The sequence below is a fragment of the Acidovorax sp. GW835-FHT14G06 genome (assembly GCF_058793595.1).
The window spans coordinates 1-14,709 of the sequence record NZ_JBXAGA010000031.1; the positions used below are offsets into that span (position 1 = coordinate 1).

The window sequence follows — 14,709 nt, forward strand, 5'->3', positions numbered from 1 at the left end:
GGTCTACCCAGACCACCCCCGCGCCAGTGCTAGCTTTGCGTACCGTCACTTATTGCACTGAAAACGAGGAGACCCCTCTTTCGCTGGGCGCCATCTACGCCCTGATCGCCATTGGCTACACCATGGTGTACGGCATCATCGGCATGATCAACTTTGCCCATGGCGACATTTACATGATCGGCGCCTACATCGGCCTGGTCACGCTGTCGGCCGTCGGCGTGCAAAGCGGCCTGCCGGTGTGGGCCGTCATTGCGCTGATGCTGGTGGTGGCCGTGGCCGTCACGGGCGTCTATGGCTTTGTGGTGGAGCAGGTGGCCTACAAGCCGCTGCGCAGCAGCCCCCGCCTGGTGGCGCTGATCTCGGCCATCGGTATGTCCATCTTTCTGCAAAACTGGGTGGCGCTGGGCCAGGGCGCGCGCGACATGGCTGTGCCGTCGCTGGTACCCGGCGCGCTGCGTTTTGGCGCAGAAGGGGGCTTTGAGGTGTATGTGCCCTACTCGCGCATTCTGATCATCGTGGTGGCGGTGGTGCTGATGATTGCGCTGACGCTGTACATCCAGCACTCGCGCATGGGCCGCGCGTCGCGCGCCTGCTCGCAAGACATGCACATGGCCAATTTGCTGGGCATAGACACCAACCGCGTGATCTCGTTCACCTTCATCCTGGGCGCCATGCTGGCTGCCGTGGGCGGGGTGCTGATTGCGCTGGCTGTGGGCAAACTCAACCCCTTTATCGGTTTTCTGGCGGGCATCAAGGCCTTCACGGCGGCGGTGCTGGGGGGCATTGGCTCGATCCCGGGCGCCATGCTGGGCGGGGTGATTCTGGGCGTGGCCGAGACCCTTGCCGCGGCCTATATCTCGTCAGAGTACAAAGATATCGTGGCCTTCGGCCTGCTGGTGCTGATTTTGCTGGTGCGCCCCACGGGCCTGCTGGGCAAGCCTGAAGTGGAGAAGGTCTGATGCACGCCGCCGGTTTTTCTTCCCATCTCAAAAACGCGCTGATCGCCACCGCGCTGGCGGCCATCGTGGTGCTGCCCATCTTCACGCTGCACCTGGAGCGCGCAGGCACGCGCACCATCATCGTCCCTGAATGGAGCACGCTGCTGTGGGGCTGCCTGGCCGTGTTTGTGGTGCAGCTGCTGCGCCCGCTGCTGGCGCCCAGGTTGCCGCGCTTTGCCCTGCCCCGCTTGCCGCAGGCCGCGCCAGGCCAGCGCAAGGTGCTGATCTTTGTGGCGCTGATGCTGGCTGCATCGTGGCCGTTCTTTGCCGGGCGCAACGCGGTGGACATTGCCACGCTGGCCATGATCTACGTGATGCTGGGCCTGGGTCTGAACATCGTCGTGGGCTTTGCCGGCCTGCTGGACCTGGGCTTTGTGGGCTTTTATGCCGTGGGCGCCTACACCTACGCGCTGCTGTTCCACTGGGCGGGCTGGAGCTTCTGGGAAGCCCTGCCCCTGGCCGGCGCGGCGGCGGCGCTGTTCGGTTTTGTGCTGGGCTTTCCGGTGCTGCGGCTGCGCGGCGACTACCTGGCCATCGTCACGCTGGGCTTTGGCGAAATCATCCGGCTGCTGCTGGTCAACCTGACCGACTGGACGGGCGGGCCGGACGGCATCTCCAGCATTCCCAAGCCCACGGTGCTGGGCCTGGAGATGACGCGCAATCCGTCGGCAGAGGGCGGCACCACCTTCCACCAGTTCTTCGGGCTGGAGTTCAACTCGCTGCACATGGTGATCGCGCTGTACCTGATGGCGCTGCTGCTGGCGGTGATTACGCTGTTCATCAGCAACCGGCTGATCCGCATGCCGATTGGCCGCGCCTGGGAGGCGCTGCGCGAGGACGAAATCGCCTGTCGCTCGCTGGGCCTGAACCCGATGCGCATCAAGCTGTCGGCCTTCACGCTGGGCGCCATGTTTGCGGGCTTTGGCGGCGCGTTTTTTGCGGCGCGCCAGGGCATCGTGAACCCCGAGTCGTTCACCTTCATCGAGTCCGCACTCATTTTGGCCATCGTGGTGCTGGGCGGCATGGGCTCGCAGCTGGGCGTGATCATCGCGGCCATTTTGCTCACCGTGCTGCCCGAAGTGGCGCGCGAATTTTCTGAATACCGCATGCTGATCTTTGGCCTGGTCATGATTTTGATGATGATCTGGCGCCCGCAGGGCCTGCTGCCCATGAAGCGCCACCATGTGGAGGTGCCCGCATGAGCGCGCCCCTGCTTGAAGTCAAAGACCTGTGCATGCGCTTTGGCGGCCTGCTGGCGGTGGACCACGTGGGCTTTGATGTGCGGCCGCAAGAGGTGTTTGCCATCATCGGCCCCAACGGCGCGGGCAAGACCACGGTGTTCAACTGCATCAGCGGCTTTTACCGGCCCAGCAGCGGGCAGATTGCACTGCAAGGCCAGGCCATCGCGGGCTACACCAGCCACCAGGTGGCGCGCCACGGCGTGGTGCGCACCTTTCAAAACGTGCGCCTGTTCAAGGGCATGACGGTACTGGAAAACCTGCTGGTGGCCCAGCACCACCAGTCGCGCGCGCCGCTGCTGGCGGGCCTGTTCAACACCGCCAGCTACCGCCGCAGTGAAGCCGAAAAAATCGAGCGCGCCCTGCAGTGGCTGGACGTGATGGACCTGCGCGACTTTGTCAACCGCGAGGCCGGCAACCTGGCCTACGGCCACCAGCGCCGCCTGGAGATTGCGCGCTGCATGATCACCCAGCCGCGCCTGCTGATGCTGGACGAGCCCGCAGCCGGCCTGAATCCGCAGGAGAAAAAAGACCTGCAGCAACTCATCGACCAGCTGCGCCGCGACTACCGCGTAACCGTGCTGCTGATCGAGCACGACATGGGCCTGGTGATGGGCGTATCCGAGCGCATCCTGGTCATGGAGCACGGCAAGCCCATCGCCATGGGCGCGCCAGACGCCATTCGCAACGACGAACGGGTCATCAAGGCCTATCTGGGAGAAGCGTGATGGCCCAGACACCCATCCGACCCATGCTGCAAGTCGAAAACCTGTCCACCCACTACGGCGCCATCTGCGCCGTGGACGGCGTGAGCCTGCATGTCAACCACGGCGAGATCGTCTCGCTGATCGGCTCCAACGGCGCGGGCAAGACCTCGCTGCTCATGACCCTCTGCGGCACGCCGCGCGCCAGCGGCGGCACCGTGCGCTTCGAGGGCGAGGACATCACCCAGCTGCCCACGCACCAGATCATGCGCAAGGGCATCGCCGTCTCGCCCGAGGGGCGGCGCATCTTCTCCAACCTGACGGTGGCCGAGAACCTGAAAATGGGCGGCTTTTTCCAGGACGGCGCCGCCATCGACGCGGGCATGGAGCATGTCTTCAAACTGTTCCCGCGCCTCCAGGATCGCGCCAGCCAGCGCGCCGGCACCATGTCGGGCGGCGAGCAGCAGATGCTGGCCATCGGCCGCGCGCTGATGAGCCGCCCGCGCCTGCTGCTGCTGGACGAGCCCACGCTGGGCCTGGCGCCTTTGATCATTGCGCAGATCTTCGAGATCATCCAGGCCATCCGCGCCGAGGGCGTCACCGTGTTTTTGGTGGAACAAAACGCCAACCGCGCCCTGCAAATTGCCGACCGCGGCTACGTGCTGGAAAACGGCCGCGTAGTGCTGCAAGACACCGGCGCCGCGCTGCTCACCAATGCAGACGTGCGCAAGGCGTATCTGGGGGCTTGATGCGCTGTGTGGGCGCACTGGCACGACAAAAGCGGCCTTTGGCCGCTTTTGATTTGATAGCTACCAGCGCTTGATAAATAAAGGCTAGTGCCTGAATTCATCTTGATGGCGACGCGTCATCGATCCAATCGGGCACAGGCTCTCTGCCAGGGCGTGAAGGGGCATACCGACGCGACCAATCGCCCGCGCCCCTTTGGGTTTGAGAGCTGCAAATCCCATTACGTCAGCGCACATCAGGGCAAAAACCCACTCATCCCCGACGCTCCACCCCGGGGGAAACCCAGGGCTGTTCACTGCCAACACTGACCTGCGGCAAACTGCGCGGCTGACCGAAGCAGAGGGAACGAGACGACGATGTCATGGCTGAAACAAAGCTTGGCGCAGGTGAGTGATCCGCGCCGAGCGCAGGGCAAGCGCTACGACCTGCCGCACGTGTTGCTGTACAGCGTGCTGGCGGTGGCGTCCGGGGCGACGTCGTATCGCAAGATCGAGCAGTTCCTGCAGGCGCACTGGCAGTCTCTCAACGAGGCGTTCGGCAGCCGGTGGAAGCGCGCACCGGCCTACACGGGGCTGCGCAAGATCCTGCAGGGGCTCGATGCGGCGGAGCTGGAGGCGGCGCTGCGCCGGCTGGCCTGCGAGCAGGTCGAGCACACGGCAGCCCCGGTGGGCCGGGCGGTGATCGCGCTGGACGGCAAGACGCTGCGCGGCAGCCTGGAGCGCTTCGAGGACCGGCGCGCCGCCCAGGTGCTCAGCGCGCTGGCGGTGCAGGAGCAGGTGGTGCTCGGGCATGTGCTGATCGAGGACGGCAGCAAGGATCACGAGATCGCGGCCGCCCAGCGCCTGATCAAGGAGCTGGGGCTGAGCGACTGCCTGTACACGCTGGACGCGCTGCACTTGCAAAAAACACGGTCGAGCGCATCGTCGGGCTCGGCGGCGACGCGCTGATCCCGCTCAAGGGCAATCAGCCCCGGCTGCTGGCGCGCCTGCGCGAACAGGTGCGGCGCCGTCCTGCCCATGACGAGCACTACAGCGCCACGCTGGGCCGGCGCAACCGCATCGAGCAGCGCCGCGTGCGCGTGTGGCCCCTGGCCGCCGGCAGCGGCCTGGAGCCCTGGCACGATCACTTCCAGTGCCTGGTCGAGGTCACGCGCACCACCGAGATCTTCGACCCCGCCCGCAAGACCTTCGTCCCCCGCGCCGAGCAGCCCGCCCTGTATCTGTGCACCCGCCAGGCCGGCGCCGAAGAGCTCGCCCAGGCCATCCGCGGCCACTGGGCCATCGAAAACCAGCTCCATCACGTCCTCGACACGGCCCTGGCCGAGGATGCCTGCCGCATCCGTTGCAATCCCGGCGTCTTTGCCGGACTGCGCCATCTCGCTCTCAACCTGCTGCGGGCCAATGGCCAGACCAACATCGCCCAGGCCCTCTACCGCAACGCTCTTTGCCTTGACCTCGTGCTCAACTATGCGGGCGTCAGGGAGCAGTGAACGGCCCTGGGGGGAAACCCGTGGTTCTCCCCCCCTTGCTCATTTTCTACAACGCGCTGCGCAAGACCTTCAATACGCATGCGCACTGCCTCCGAATAATCCGGCGTTGCTCACCACAACCAAAGGAGACAAGCATGGGTACCTCCCCCCAGTCTGATTTTTTGCGCGCGCTGTACCAGTCCTGGTCGGACCGCATGGCCGCCAACCCCGCGATGACCCTCGCCGACCTGCGCAGCCTGTTCGACGAGTGGCATCAACCCACGCTCGAGCCTGAAGGCGTGACCTACAAGTCGGACGTGCTCGCCGGCGTGGAAGCCATCTGGGCCCTGCCCCATGGCGCAGACACCAAGAAGGTCATCCTGTACACGCACGGCGGCGGCTTTGCCGTGGGCTCGGCCGCCAGCCATCGCAAGCTGGCCGGTCACCTGGCCAAGCATCTGGGCGCGACCGCGGTGGTGATCGACTACCGCCGGGCGCCCGAGCATCCGTATCCGGCCCAGATCGAGGATTCGACGGCTGTCTACAAAGAACTGCTGGCGCGTGGCTTCAAAGCAGCCGACATCGTCACCAGCGGCGACTCGGCGGGCGGCAACCTGGCCATCTCCACGGTGCTGAAGCTGCGCCAGGACGGCGTGGCGCTGCCGGGCGCGGTGATTGCCTTTTCGCCCTGGCTCGACATGGAGCATGTCGGCAAGACGCTGCAGACCAACGCGGCCACCGACGCCCTGGTCAGCAAGGCCGTTCTGGAGGGCATGTCGGGCATGTTCCTGGGCGAGAAGGGCTCACGCACCGACCCGCTGGCCAATCCGCTGAAGGCCGACTACACGGGCTTTCCGCGCCTGTACATCAACGCCGGCAGTGCCGAAACCCTGCTGGACAACGCGCAAGACCTGGAGCGCATCGCCAAGGCGGCGGGCGTGAACGTCACGCTATCGGTGGTGGACGGCATGCAGCACGTCTTCCCGTTCCTGGCGGGTCGCGCCCCCGAGGCCGACGACGAGCTGCGGCGCATTGCCCAGTGGTTCAAGGGCGCCTGAGCTCCAGTTAGCCAAGACCCCGAGGCCGAGGAGCCTTGGGGAAATTTTCCTCATTGCAACAACGCAGGCCACTACGTCGCCGCCAGGCGCAGCTGTGGCCGCAACTTAGAGAGACTCACCATGAAAAACACCAAACATCTGGACGCAATCGTCATCGGCGCCGGCTTTGGCGGCATGTACATGCTGAAAAAGCTGCGCGACGAGCAGGGCCTGAAAGTGCGCGTCTTCGACAAGGCCGGCGGCGTGGGCGGCACCTGGTACTGGAACCGCTACCCCGGCGCGCTGTCGGACACCGAGACCTTTGTTTACTGCTATTCGTGGGATAAAGAGCTGCTGCAGGAGATGCACATCACCACGCGCTATGTGACGCAGCCGCAAATCCTGTCGTATCTGGAGCATGTGGCCGACCGCTACAACCTGCGCCCCGACATTCAGCTGAACACCGGCGTCACGGCCGCGCACTTCAACGAAACCACCAACCTGTGGGAAGTGAAAACCGACACCGGCGAGGCCTACACCGCCAAGTTTTTGGTGACCGCGCTGGGCCTGCTGTCGGCCACCAACGTCCCCAAGATCAAGGGCCTGGACACCTTCCAGGGCGAGTGGCTGCACACCGGCAACTGGCCCGAAGGCGTGCAATACGACGGCAAGCGCGTGGGCGTGATTGGCACGGGCTCCACCGGCACCCAGGTCATCACCGCCATTGCGCCCAAGGTGGGCCATCTGACGGTGTTCCAACGCTCGCCCCAGTACAGCGTGCCCGTGGGCAACGGCCCGGTCACGCCCGAATACGTGGCAGAGGTGAAGAAGAACTACGACGAGATCTGGGAGCAGGTGAAGGGCTCGGTGGTGGCCTTTGGCTTCAAGGAGAGCACCGTGTCGGCCATGAGCGTGTCGGAAGAAGAGCGCCAGGCCGTGTTCCAGAAAGCCTGGGACAACGGCGGCGGTTTCCGCTTCATGTTCGAAACCTTCTGCGACATCGCCACCGATGAGCGCGCCAACAAGGCGGCGCAAGACTTCATCCGCGGCAAGATTGCCGAAATCGTCAAGGACCCCGAGACGGCGCGCAAGCTCATGCCGCAAGACCTGTACGCCAAGCGCCCTTTGTGCGACAGCGGCTACTACGCCACCTACAACCGGCCCAATGTCGATCTGGTCGATGTCAAGGCCAACCCGATTGTCGAAATCACCCCCAAGGGCGTGAAAACCACCGATGGCGTGGAGCACGAACTGGACATGCTGATTTTTGCCACCGGCTTTGATGCGGTGGATGGCAACTACACCAAGATCGACATCCGTGGCCGCAATGGCCTGACGATTCAAGAGCAATGGAAATCGGGCCCCAGCAGCTACATGGGCGTGGCCAATGCCAACTTCCCCAACATGTTCATGGTGCTGGGCCCCAACGGCCCGTTCACCAACCTGCCGCCGGCGATTGAGAGCCAGGTCGAGTGGATTGCCGCGCTGATCAAGGATGTGAACGCCAAGGATCTGAAAACCGTGGAAGCCACCACCGAGGCCGAAGCCGGTTGGACCAAAACCTGCCACGACATCGCCCACATGACGCTGTTCCCCAAGGCCGACTCCTGGATTTTTGGCGCCAACATCCCGGGCAAAACCAACACCGTGTATTTCTACATGGCCGGCCTCGGCGCTTACCGGCAAGAGCTGTCTGCAGTGCAAAACAAGGGCTACGAGGGTTTCGTATTCCAGTAAATGCGCATTTTTTAAAAAACCAACCAAGGAGACAACATGAAACGCGTAGAAAACAAAGTGATTTTGGTGACCGGCGGTGCCATGGGCATGGGCCGCTCGCACAGCGAGCTGCTGGCAGCGCAAGGCGCCTGGGTGTTCGTGGCCGACGTGAACGCAGCCGAAGGGCAAGCCACCGTGGACAGCATCCGCAAAAACGGTGGCAAGGCCGACTTTTTGCAGCTGGATGTGACACAAGAAGCCCAATGGAACGCCGCGCTGGCGCAAATCACAGAGCGTGCAGGCCGTCTGGATGTGCTGGTGAACAACGCCGGCATTCTGATCCTCAAGCCCATGCAAGACACGACCAACGACGAGTGGGATCGCGTCTTCGATGTGAACGTGCGCGGCCTGTTCATCGGCACCCGTGCGGCGGTGCCGCTGATGCAAAAGGCCGGCGGCGGCACCATCGTCAACGTGTCGTCGATTTACGGCCTGGTCGGTGCCCCCGGTGCCAGCGCCTATGAAGCCTCCAAGGGCGCGGTCCGCCTGTTCACCAAGTCTTGCGCCGTGGATCTGGCACCGTTCAATATCCGCGTCAACTCGGTGCACCCCGGCGTGATTGAGACCCAGATGACCAAGGCCATGCTGGACGACCCGGTCATCCGCCCGGCACTGCTCGGCCCCACGCTGCTCAAGCGCCCCGCGCAACCGATCGAGGTGTCACAGGCCGTGCTGTTCCTGGCCTCGGACGAATCATCGTTCGTGCATGGCGCAGAACTGGTCGTTGACGGCGGCTACACGGCCAATTGATCGTCAACCGCAACGCGCCGGACTCAAGCCGCGAGCGGGTAGTCCGGGGCGTCGCTGCAAGCACAAGACCCCCATCAGGAGACAAACCAATGAAGCAATTTTTCAAGCGACTGGCACCCCTGGCCACCGCACTGGCTGCCCTCGCGCAGGCCGGCACGGCCAGCGCCATCGAACTTGACGCCGGTGACTACACACCGCTGCCGGCCGGCACCACCGCGCTGGTGGTCTATGGCCAGCACACCACGCGCGACAAGCTATACAGCCAGGGCAACCGGCAGGCGATCAACCCGCAGCTGGACTCCACCGTGGGCATCTTGCGCGGTGTGCGCTTCATGGAAGTGGGCGGCCTCATCATCGACCCGCAGTTTCTGCTGCCCTTTGGCCGGCTCAGCGCCAAGGACGACATTGCGGGCCTGGGCTCGAAAAGCAGCGTGGGCGACCTGATCCTCGCGTCCGCAATCTGGTTCACCAAACCCGGTGACAAGAACCACTTCGCCATCACGCCTTACCTGTGGCTGCCGACCGGCTCGTATGACCGCAACCAGTCTTTGGGCCTGGGCGAAAACCGCTACAAGTTTGCGCTGCAGGCTGGCGGCATCGTGCAACTGGCGCCCGGCATCCACTGGGACTACGCCGGTGACGTGACGCTCTTTGGCAAGAACGACGACTTCAACAACGGCGCGGGCGGCAGAACCGAGATGAAGCAAAAGCCGCTGTACCAGCTGCAGACCCATTTGCGCTACCAGCTCAGCCCGACGCTGGACCTGCGCGCTGCCCTGTTCCACACCTTCGGTGGCGAGACCAAGGTGGGCGGCGTGGACCAGAACAACCGCCAGTCCACCACCAAGTTCAACGTGGGCACCGCGTGGTTCATGCAGCCCGACCTGCAGTTGATCGCCACCTATGGCCGCGACATCCATGTGCGCGAAGGCTTCAAGGCCAACAACCAGATCAACCTGCGCCTGCTGAAGCTGTATTGATCGCGCAGGCGGCCGCCGGGCACCGACGGCCGCCTGAAGAATTGGATGGCTCAGTTATAGCAAGCTGCCATTAGGCGATGGCCGCTGCGATGTAGCGTCTGCCATTTTTTGAAATCCAGATACTCAAGGAAACACACACCATGCGCTGTTATTGCGTGATGCACCATTCAAAGCCGCTTGAACTCGTCGAGCGTGAGACTCCGCAGCCCGTGGAAACCGAGGTGCTTGTGCGGGTGAAGGCCGCTGGCCTTTGCCACACGGACCTGCACATCTGGGAGGGCTTTTACGACCTGGGAGGCGGCAAGCGGCTGAACCTGGCGGACCGGGGCATCAAGCCGCCCATCATCCTCAGCCACGAAATCTGTGGCGAGGTGGTATCGGCCGGTGCGGACGCTGGTGAGGTCAAGGTGGGTGGCCGCTTCCTGATCCATCCCTGGATCGGTTGCGGTGAATGCCCCACCTGCCTGCGCGGCGACGAGAATCTCTGCCTGAAGGGCCGCGCCCTTGGCGTGGCACGCCCCGGTGGTTTTGCCGACTACGTGATCGTTCCCCACCCGCGCTACCTGGTCAACATCGACGGCCTGGACGAGGCCGAGGCAGCGCCTCTGGCCTGCGCGGGCGTGACGACCTACAGCGCCATCAAGAAGCTGGGCGACGGCATCCACCATGAGCCCGTCGTCATCATCGGTGCCGGCGGCCTGGGCCTGATGGCCATCGAGGTGCTCAAGGCCCTGGGAGGCAAAGGCGCCATCGTGGTGGACATCGACCCTGCCAAGCGCGAAGCCGCATTGGCCGCTGGCGCGCTGTCGGTGATCGACGGCAAGGCGGCCGATGCGGCCAGCCAGATCATCGCGGCGACTGAAGGCGGTGCCGGCCAGATTCTGGACCTGGTGGGCTCGTCTGCAACCGTGTCGCTGGCCATGCAGAGCGCCCGGCGCGGCGGCCACATCGTCATCTGCGGGCTGATGGGCGGCGACCTGACCATCTCCCTGGCGACCATCCCGCTGCGCCCGCTGTGCATCGAGGGCAGCTACGTCGGCACCCTGGCCGAACTGCGAGAGCTGGTGGAGCTGGTCAAGCGCACCGGCATGAAGTCGATTCCGGTGTCGCGCCGCCCCATGGCCCAGGTGAACCAGGCCATCAACGACCTGCACCACGGCAAGGTGATCGGGCGCGCAGTCCTGATCCCATGAGCTTCTGAAAGAACACCCCACCATGTACCCCCAACTCAGCCTCTACATCGACGGACAAATGCTGCGCGGCGAAGGCCGCCGCGAGCAGGATGTCCTGAACCCCGCCAACAACCAGGTGATCGGCCAGTTGCCGCATGCCACCCAGGCCGACCTTGACATGGCACTGGCAGCGGCCCAGCGCGCGTTCGCGTCGTGGCGCAACAGCACGGCGATGCAGCGCGCGCAAGTGCTGAAAGCCGTCGCAGCATTGATCCGCGAACGTGCGCCGCAGATCGGCCGCAATCTCACCCTGGAGCAAGGCAAGCCCCTGGCCGAAGGCGTGGGCGAAGTGGCGGTCTGCGCCGAGCACGCCGAGTGGCATGCGGAGGAATGCCGGCGCATCTACGGTCGCCTTATTCCACCGCGCGATGCCAGCGTCCAGCAGACCGTGCTGCGTGAACCCATTGGCGTGTGCGTGGCGTTCTCACCCTGGAACTTCCCCTTCAGCCAGGCCTTTCGCAAGGTGGTCGCGGCCATTGGCGCCGGGTGTACGGTTATCCTCAAGGGCTCCAGCGACACACCGGCCTCGGTGCAGGCGATCGCCCAACTGTTTCACGACGCCGGCTTGCCCCCGGGCGTGCTGAACGTGGTGTCCGGTGACTCCGGGATGATCTCGGACTACCTGATTCGCTCGCCCATCGTGCGCAAGATTTCCTTCACCGGCTCCACGCCCGTCGGTCAGCAGTTGGCGGCGCTCGCCGGGCAGATGATGAAGCGCACCACCATGGAGTTGGGCGGCCACGCGCCCGTCATCGTGTGTGACGATGCGGACATCGACCGGGCAGCAGACGTGCTGTCTGGCTTCAAATTCCGCAACGCGGGCCAGGTGTGCATCTCCCCCACGCGCTTTTATGTGCAGGACGGTGTGTACGATCGTTTCGTCGAACGATTCGCGCAGCGGGCGCAGGCCCTGGCGGTCGGTGACGGGCTGGTTGAAACCAACCGCATGGGGCCGCTGGCGCAACCGCGCCGCGTTGCCGCCATGGAGGACTTCGTGGAAGACGCCCGCCAGCGCGGCGCCAAGATCGTGGCGGGCGGCCATCGGCTGCAAGGCGACGGCAACTTCTTCGCCCCCACGGTGCTGGCTGACTTGCCCGACGACTCGCGCTTCATGACCGAGGAGCCCTTCGGCCCGATGGCCGGCATGGTGCGATTCAAGACGGTGGAAGAAGTGCTCGCGCGCGCCAACAGCCTGCCCTTCGGCCTGGCGTCGTATGCCTTCACCACATCGCTGAAAAACGCGCACCAGATCTCGCGCGGGCTGGAAGCGGGCATGGTGTCCATCAACCACATCGGGTTGGCGCTGGCCGAGACACCGTTCGGCGGCATCAAGGAAAGCGGCTATGGCAGCGAGGGCGGCAGCGAAACCTTCGACGGCTATCTGACCACCAAGTTTGTGTCGCAACTCAATTGAGGCGCAAAGGCTGCCAATCCGCAAAGATGGGCAGCCTCTAAAAAATTACCGGCCACCGCTGCCTACCCCCCATCGTGGGCGCAGGCAGTGACGCCGACCAGCGGCATCGCCTGACCGATTCGCCAGTCAGGACAGGCTGTCGGTCTCGCGTGGTGCTGCCACGATCACAGCGCTTCGGAATTCCATAGGTGTCTGCTGGAACGCCCGCTTGAAGTGCCGCACCAGATGGCTCTGGTCAGAGAATCCACAGTCCATGGCAATGCACTTCAGCGGCGTCGCCACAGGACGACTGAGCAGTCGCCGGGCGCGCTCTAGGCGCTGGCGCAAAACATAGGCGTGTGGCGCACAGCCAAACTCCGCATGAAACTTGCGGATCAGCCCGGACACACTGACGCCCGCCTCGCGTGCCATCTCATCGAGCTTGAGGTTGCGATCCAGGTTGTCCTCGACATACTGGGCCAAACGCCGCCGCTGCCAATCGGCCATGCGGCCGGCCAGCGGCACCTCGCGCACGCCGGCCTTGGCGTAACGGCGCAGCAGATGAACGCACAGCTGGTTCACCAACGCCGACCGGTACAGCCCACCGCCCAGCCCGCCGCTTTGCAGTTCGGACTCGAAAGCGGACACAAGGACGGGCAGAACATCGTCTTTGGCACGCACGCAGTCTTCCATGCCCACATCACTCACGCTTCGCTCAAAAACCTCTTCGGCGACACGGCACAGCTCGGTGTGGGCCAGATAGATGTGCGTGACTTCGATCGGACGGTCCCACTTCCACTGCGACGACTCGCCGCGGGTCAGCAGCGAGCACACGCCCTGCCCCACCCGCTCGCTGGTCCAGGCGCCACCTGCGCGCCGACTCATGACCGCATCGTCGCCCTTGTAACGCACGAGCATGTAGTCGCGCATGGAGGGTATTTCAACGTCAAGGGACGTGTACTGATAGCCCTTGAGCGTTACCTGCTCCCAACCGACTGGCACGCTGTCCAGCGTCAGCTGGCCGGGTATCCAGCGAGGAACTTCATCAGGCGCAACAAGTTGACTCACAAAGAGCATCTCCGAAACATCACGGACCCAAAACGTGGGCGGTCTATGATTTTCATCAATGCAACTGCGACCTCCATGGGGGTAAGTACTAATAGCTCATGGTATTGAGTCCGCGCGGAAAAGCACCCGCCTTGGCGCCCCGTCCTACCCATGTCGAATGGGGAGGACGGGGCAGATTCCAATCAAATGGAGATCATCCAGGCGATCCGCGCCGAGGGCGTCACCGTGTTTTTGGTGGAACAAAACGCCAACCGCGCCCTGCAAATCGCCGACCGCGGCTACGTGCTGGAAAACGGCCACGTAGTGCTGCAAGACACCGGCGCCGCGCTGCTCACCAATGCAGACGTGCGCAAGGCGTATCTGGGGGCTTGATGCGAGCACTGACGGCTTACGGTTCGTTGGAATCGTTTTGCTTCTTCTTGCCTTGGTCGTAATGCCACTTGATGGCAAAGAACATGCACGTGCCAAACACCAGCACCTTGAACGCAATAAAGACTATTGGGATCCAATCCATCTCGGTAACCTGACCCTGTTGATTGTGAGGAGCAGCCCCTCAAAACGCTGCTCGCGCAGCCTCTGACAACGCGGCACATCAATCCCCCAGGCACACCCCGATATCGCGCGCTGTGGTGATCAGCTCGTGGCCTGGCGGCACCGTGCGCTGGGTGTTGGCAACGTCGGCGATCGGCACGCTGCCGATGCGGCCGTCTTGCAGCGTGACCATGCGGCCAAATTTCCCGGCGATCACCAGTTGCGCCGCGTGGTGGCCAAAGCGCGTGGCCAGCACGCGGTCGAAAGGGGTGGGGTCGCCGCCGCGCTGCACATGGCCCAGCACGGTGGTGCGCACTTCGCTTTTCAGGTGCGGCTGCAGTTGCTGGCGCAGCACATGGCCCACGCCGCCCAGGCGCACCGGGTCGGGGCTATGCGCCACGCGTTCGCGTTCGGTGAGGCTGCCGCCGCGCTGCTTGGCGCCCTCGCCGATGCAGATGATGGTGTAGCGCTGGCGCTTTTCGCGCTCCTGGCAGCGTGCCGCCACGGCTTGCAGGTCGTAGTCGATCTCGGGCAGCAGGATCACGTCGGCCGCGCCGGCAATGCCGGCCTCCAGGGCCAGCCAGCCCGCGTGGCGGCCCATGGTCTCGACGATCATCACCCGGTGGTGGCTGTTGCCAGTGCTTTCCACCCGGTGTAGCGCATCGGCGACCGTGGCCACCGCCGTGTCAAAACCAAAGCTGCGCTCGCACAGGGGTCTCCTCGTTTTCAGTGCAATAAGTGACGGTACGAAAAGCTAGCACTGGCGCGGAGGTGGTGTTGGTAGATC

General features: G+C 64.2%; 12 protein-coding genes and 3 pseudogenes. 12 read left to right on the forward strand and 3 right to left on the reverse strand.

Going from position 1 to position 14,709, the window contains the following annotated elements:
* Positions 1 to 122 precede the first annotated feature (122 nt).
* The 11 genes and pseudogenes from AC1Q64_RS25070 to AC1Q64_RS25120 all read left to right on the forward strand — a co-directional run bounded on the left by AC1Q64_RS25070 (position 123) and on the right by AC1Q64_RS25120 (position 12,344).
* The gene (locus AC1Q64_RS25070; RefSeq protein ID WP_239009798.1) at positions 123 to 959 is read left to right on the forward strand and encodes an ABC transporter permease subunit; all 837 of its coding nucleotides are present in this window, start codon (positions 123 to 125) and stop codon (positions 957 to 959) included.
* Positions 959 to 2,200 carry a high-affinity branched-chain amino acid ABC transporter permease LivM gene (livM, locus tag AC1Q64_RS25075; protein ID WP_203400418.1) on the forward strand — a complete coding sequence of 414 codons (1,242 nt, stop codon included), beginning with the start codon at positions 959 to 961 and terminating at the stop codon, positions 2,198 to 2,200. Before AC1Q64_RS25070 ends, livM begins: the two co-directional genes overlap by 1 nt.
* Positions 2,197 to 2,964: a high-affinity branched-chain amino acid ABC transporter ATP-binding protein LivG gene (livG, locus tag AC1Q64_RS25080; RefSeq protein ID WP_203400417.1), complete on the forward strand. Its 768-nt coding sequence runs from the start codon at positions 2,197 to 2,199 to the stop codon at positions 2,962 to 2,964. The genes livM and livG overlap by 4 nt, the downstream gene beginning before the upstream one ends.
* Positions 2,964 to 3,689 (forward strand): ABC transporter ATP-binding protein, encoded by a 726-nt coding sequence (locus AC1Q64_RS25085; RefSeq protein WP_239009615.1) that lies wholly within the window; start codon positions 2,964 to 2,966, stop codon positions 3,687 to 3,689. The genes livG and AC1Q64_RS25085 overlap by 1 nt, the downstream gene beginning before the upstream one ends.
* A 354-nt stretch (positions 3,690 to 4,043) precedes the next feature.
* Positions 4,044 to 5,176, forward strand: a pseudogene (locus AC1Q64_RS25090) (ISAs1 family transposase).
* Positions 5,177 to 5,310: 134 nt separating this feature from the next.
* Positions 5,311 to 6,213 carry an alpha/beta hydrolase gene (locus tag AC1Q64_RS25095; RefSeq protein WP_067399857.1) on the forward strand — a complete coding sequence of 301 codons (903 nt, stop codon included), beginning with the start codon at positions 5,311 to 5,313 and terminating at the stop codon, positions 6,211 to 6,213.
* Positions 6,214 to 6,333: 120 nt separating this feature from the next.
* On the forward strand, positions 6,334 to 7,929 hold the full coding sequence (locus AC1Q64_RS25100) for a flavin-containing monooxygenase (protein ID WP_087778440.1): 1,596 nt from the start codon (positions 6,334 to 6,336) through the stop codon (positions 7,927 to 7,929).
* A gap of 36 nt (positions 7,930 to 7,965) precedes the next feature.
* Positions 7,966 to 8,718, forward strand: a complete 753-nt coding sequence (locus AC1Q64_RS25105; RefSeq protein ID WP_067399863.1) for a glucose 1-dehydrogenase — start codon at positions 7,966 to 7,968, stop codon at positions 8,716 to 8,718.
* Positions 8,719 to 8,807: 89 nt separating this feature from the next.
* Positions 8,808 to 9,698, forward strand: coding sequence for a transporter (locus tag AC1Q64_RS25110; protein WP_067399865.1), 891 nt, complete (start codon positions 8,808 to 8,810; stop codon positions 9,696 to 9,698).
* A 140-nt stretch (positions 9,699 to 9,838) separates the two neighbouring features.
* On the forward strand, positions 9,839 to 10,891 hold the full coding sequence (locus AC1Q64_RS25115; RefSeq protein WP_492253118.1) for an alcohol dehydrogenase: 1,053 nt from the start codon (positions 9,839 to 9,841) through the stop codon (positions 10,889 to 10,891).
* Between the two features lie 22 nt (positions 10,892 to 10,913).
* The gene (locus AC1Q64_RS25120) at positions 10,914 to 12,344 is read left to right on the forward strand and encodes an NAD-dependent succinate-semialdehyde dehydrogenase (RefSeq protein WP_125953053.1); all 1,431 of its coding nucleotides are present in this window, start codon (positions 10,914 to 10,916) and stop codon (positions 12,342 to 12,344) included.
* A 126-nt stretch (positions 12,345 to 12,470) separates the two neighbouring features.
* Here the strand turns inward: AC1Q64_RS25120 and AC1Q64_RS25125 are convergent, their stop codons facing one another.
* Positions 12,471 to 13,391 (reverse strand): helix-turn-helix domain-containing protein, encoded by a 921-nt coding sequence (locus tag AC1Q64_RS25125; protein WP_409954446.1) that lies wholly within the window; start codon positions 13,389 to 13,391, stop codon positions 12,471 to 12,473.
* Positions 13,392 to 13,580: 189 nt separating this feature from the next.
* On the opposite strand from AC1Q64_RS25125, the pseudogene AC1Q64_RS25130 reads away from it, so the two are divergent.
* Positions 13,581 to 13,763: pseudogene (locus AC1Q64_RS25130) on the forward strand (branched-chain amino acid ABC transporter ATP-binding protein); the annotation flags it as partial.
* Between the two features lie 16 nt (positions 13,764 to 13,779).
* Here the strand turns inward: AC1Q64_RS25130 and AC1Q64_RS25135 are convergent.
* Both AC1Q64_RS25135 and AC1Q64_RS25140 read right to left on the reverse strand, forming a co-directional pair.
* Positions 13,780 to 13,905 carry a hypothetical protein gene (locus AC1Q64_RS25135; protein ID WP_492253119.1) on the reverse strand — a complete coding sequence of 42 codons (126 nt, stop codon included), beginning with the start codon at positions 13,903 to 13,905 and terminating at the stop codon, positions 13,780 to 13,782.
* A 78-nt stretch (positions 13,906 to 13,983) separates the two neighbouring features.
* Positions 13,984 to 14,631, reverse strand: a pseudogene (locus AC1Q64_RS25140) (6-phosphofructokinase); the annotation flags it as partial.
* Positions 14,632 to 14,709: the final 78 nt, after the last annotated feature.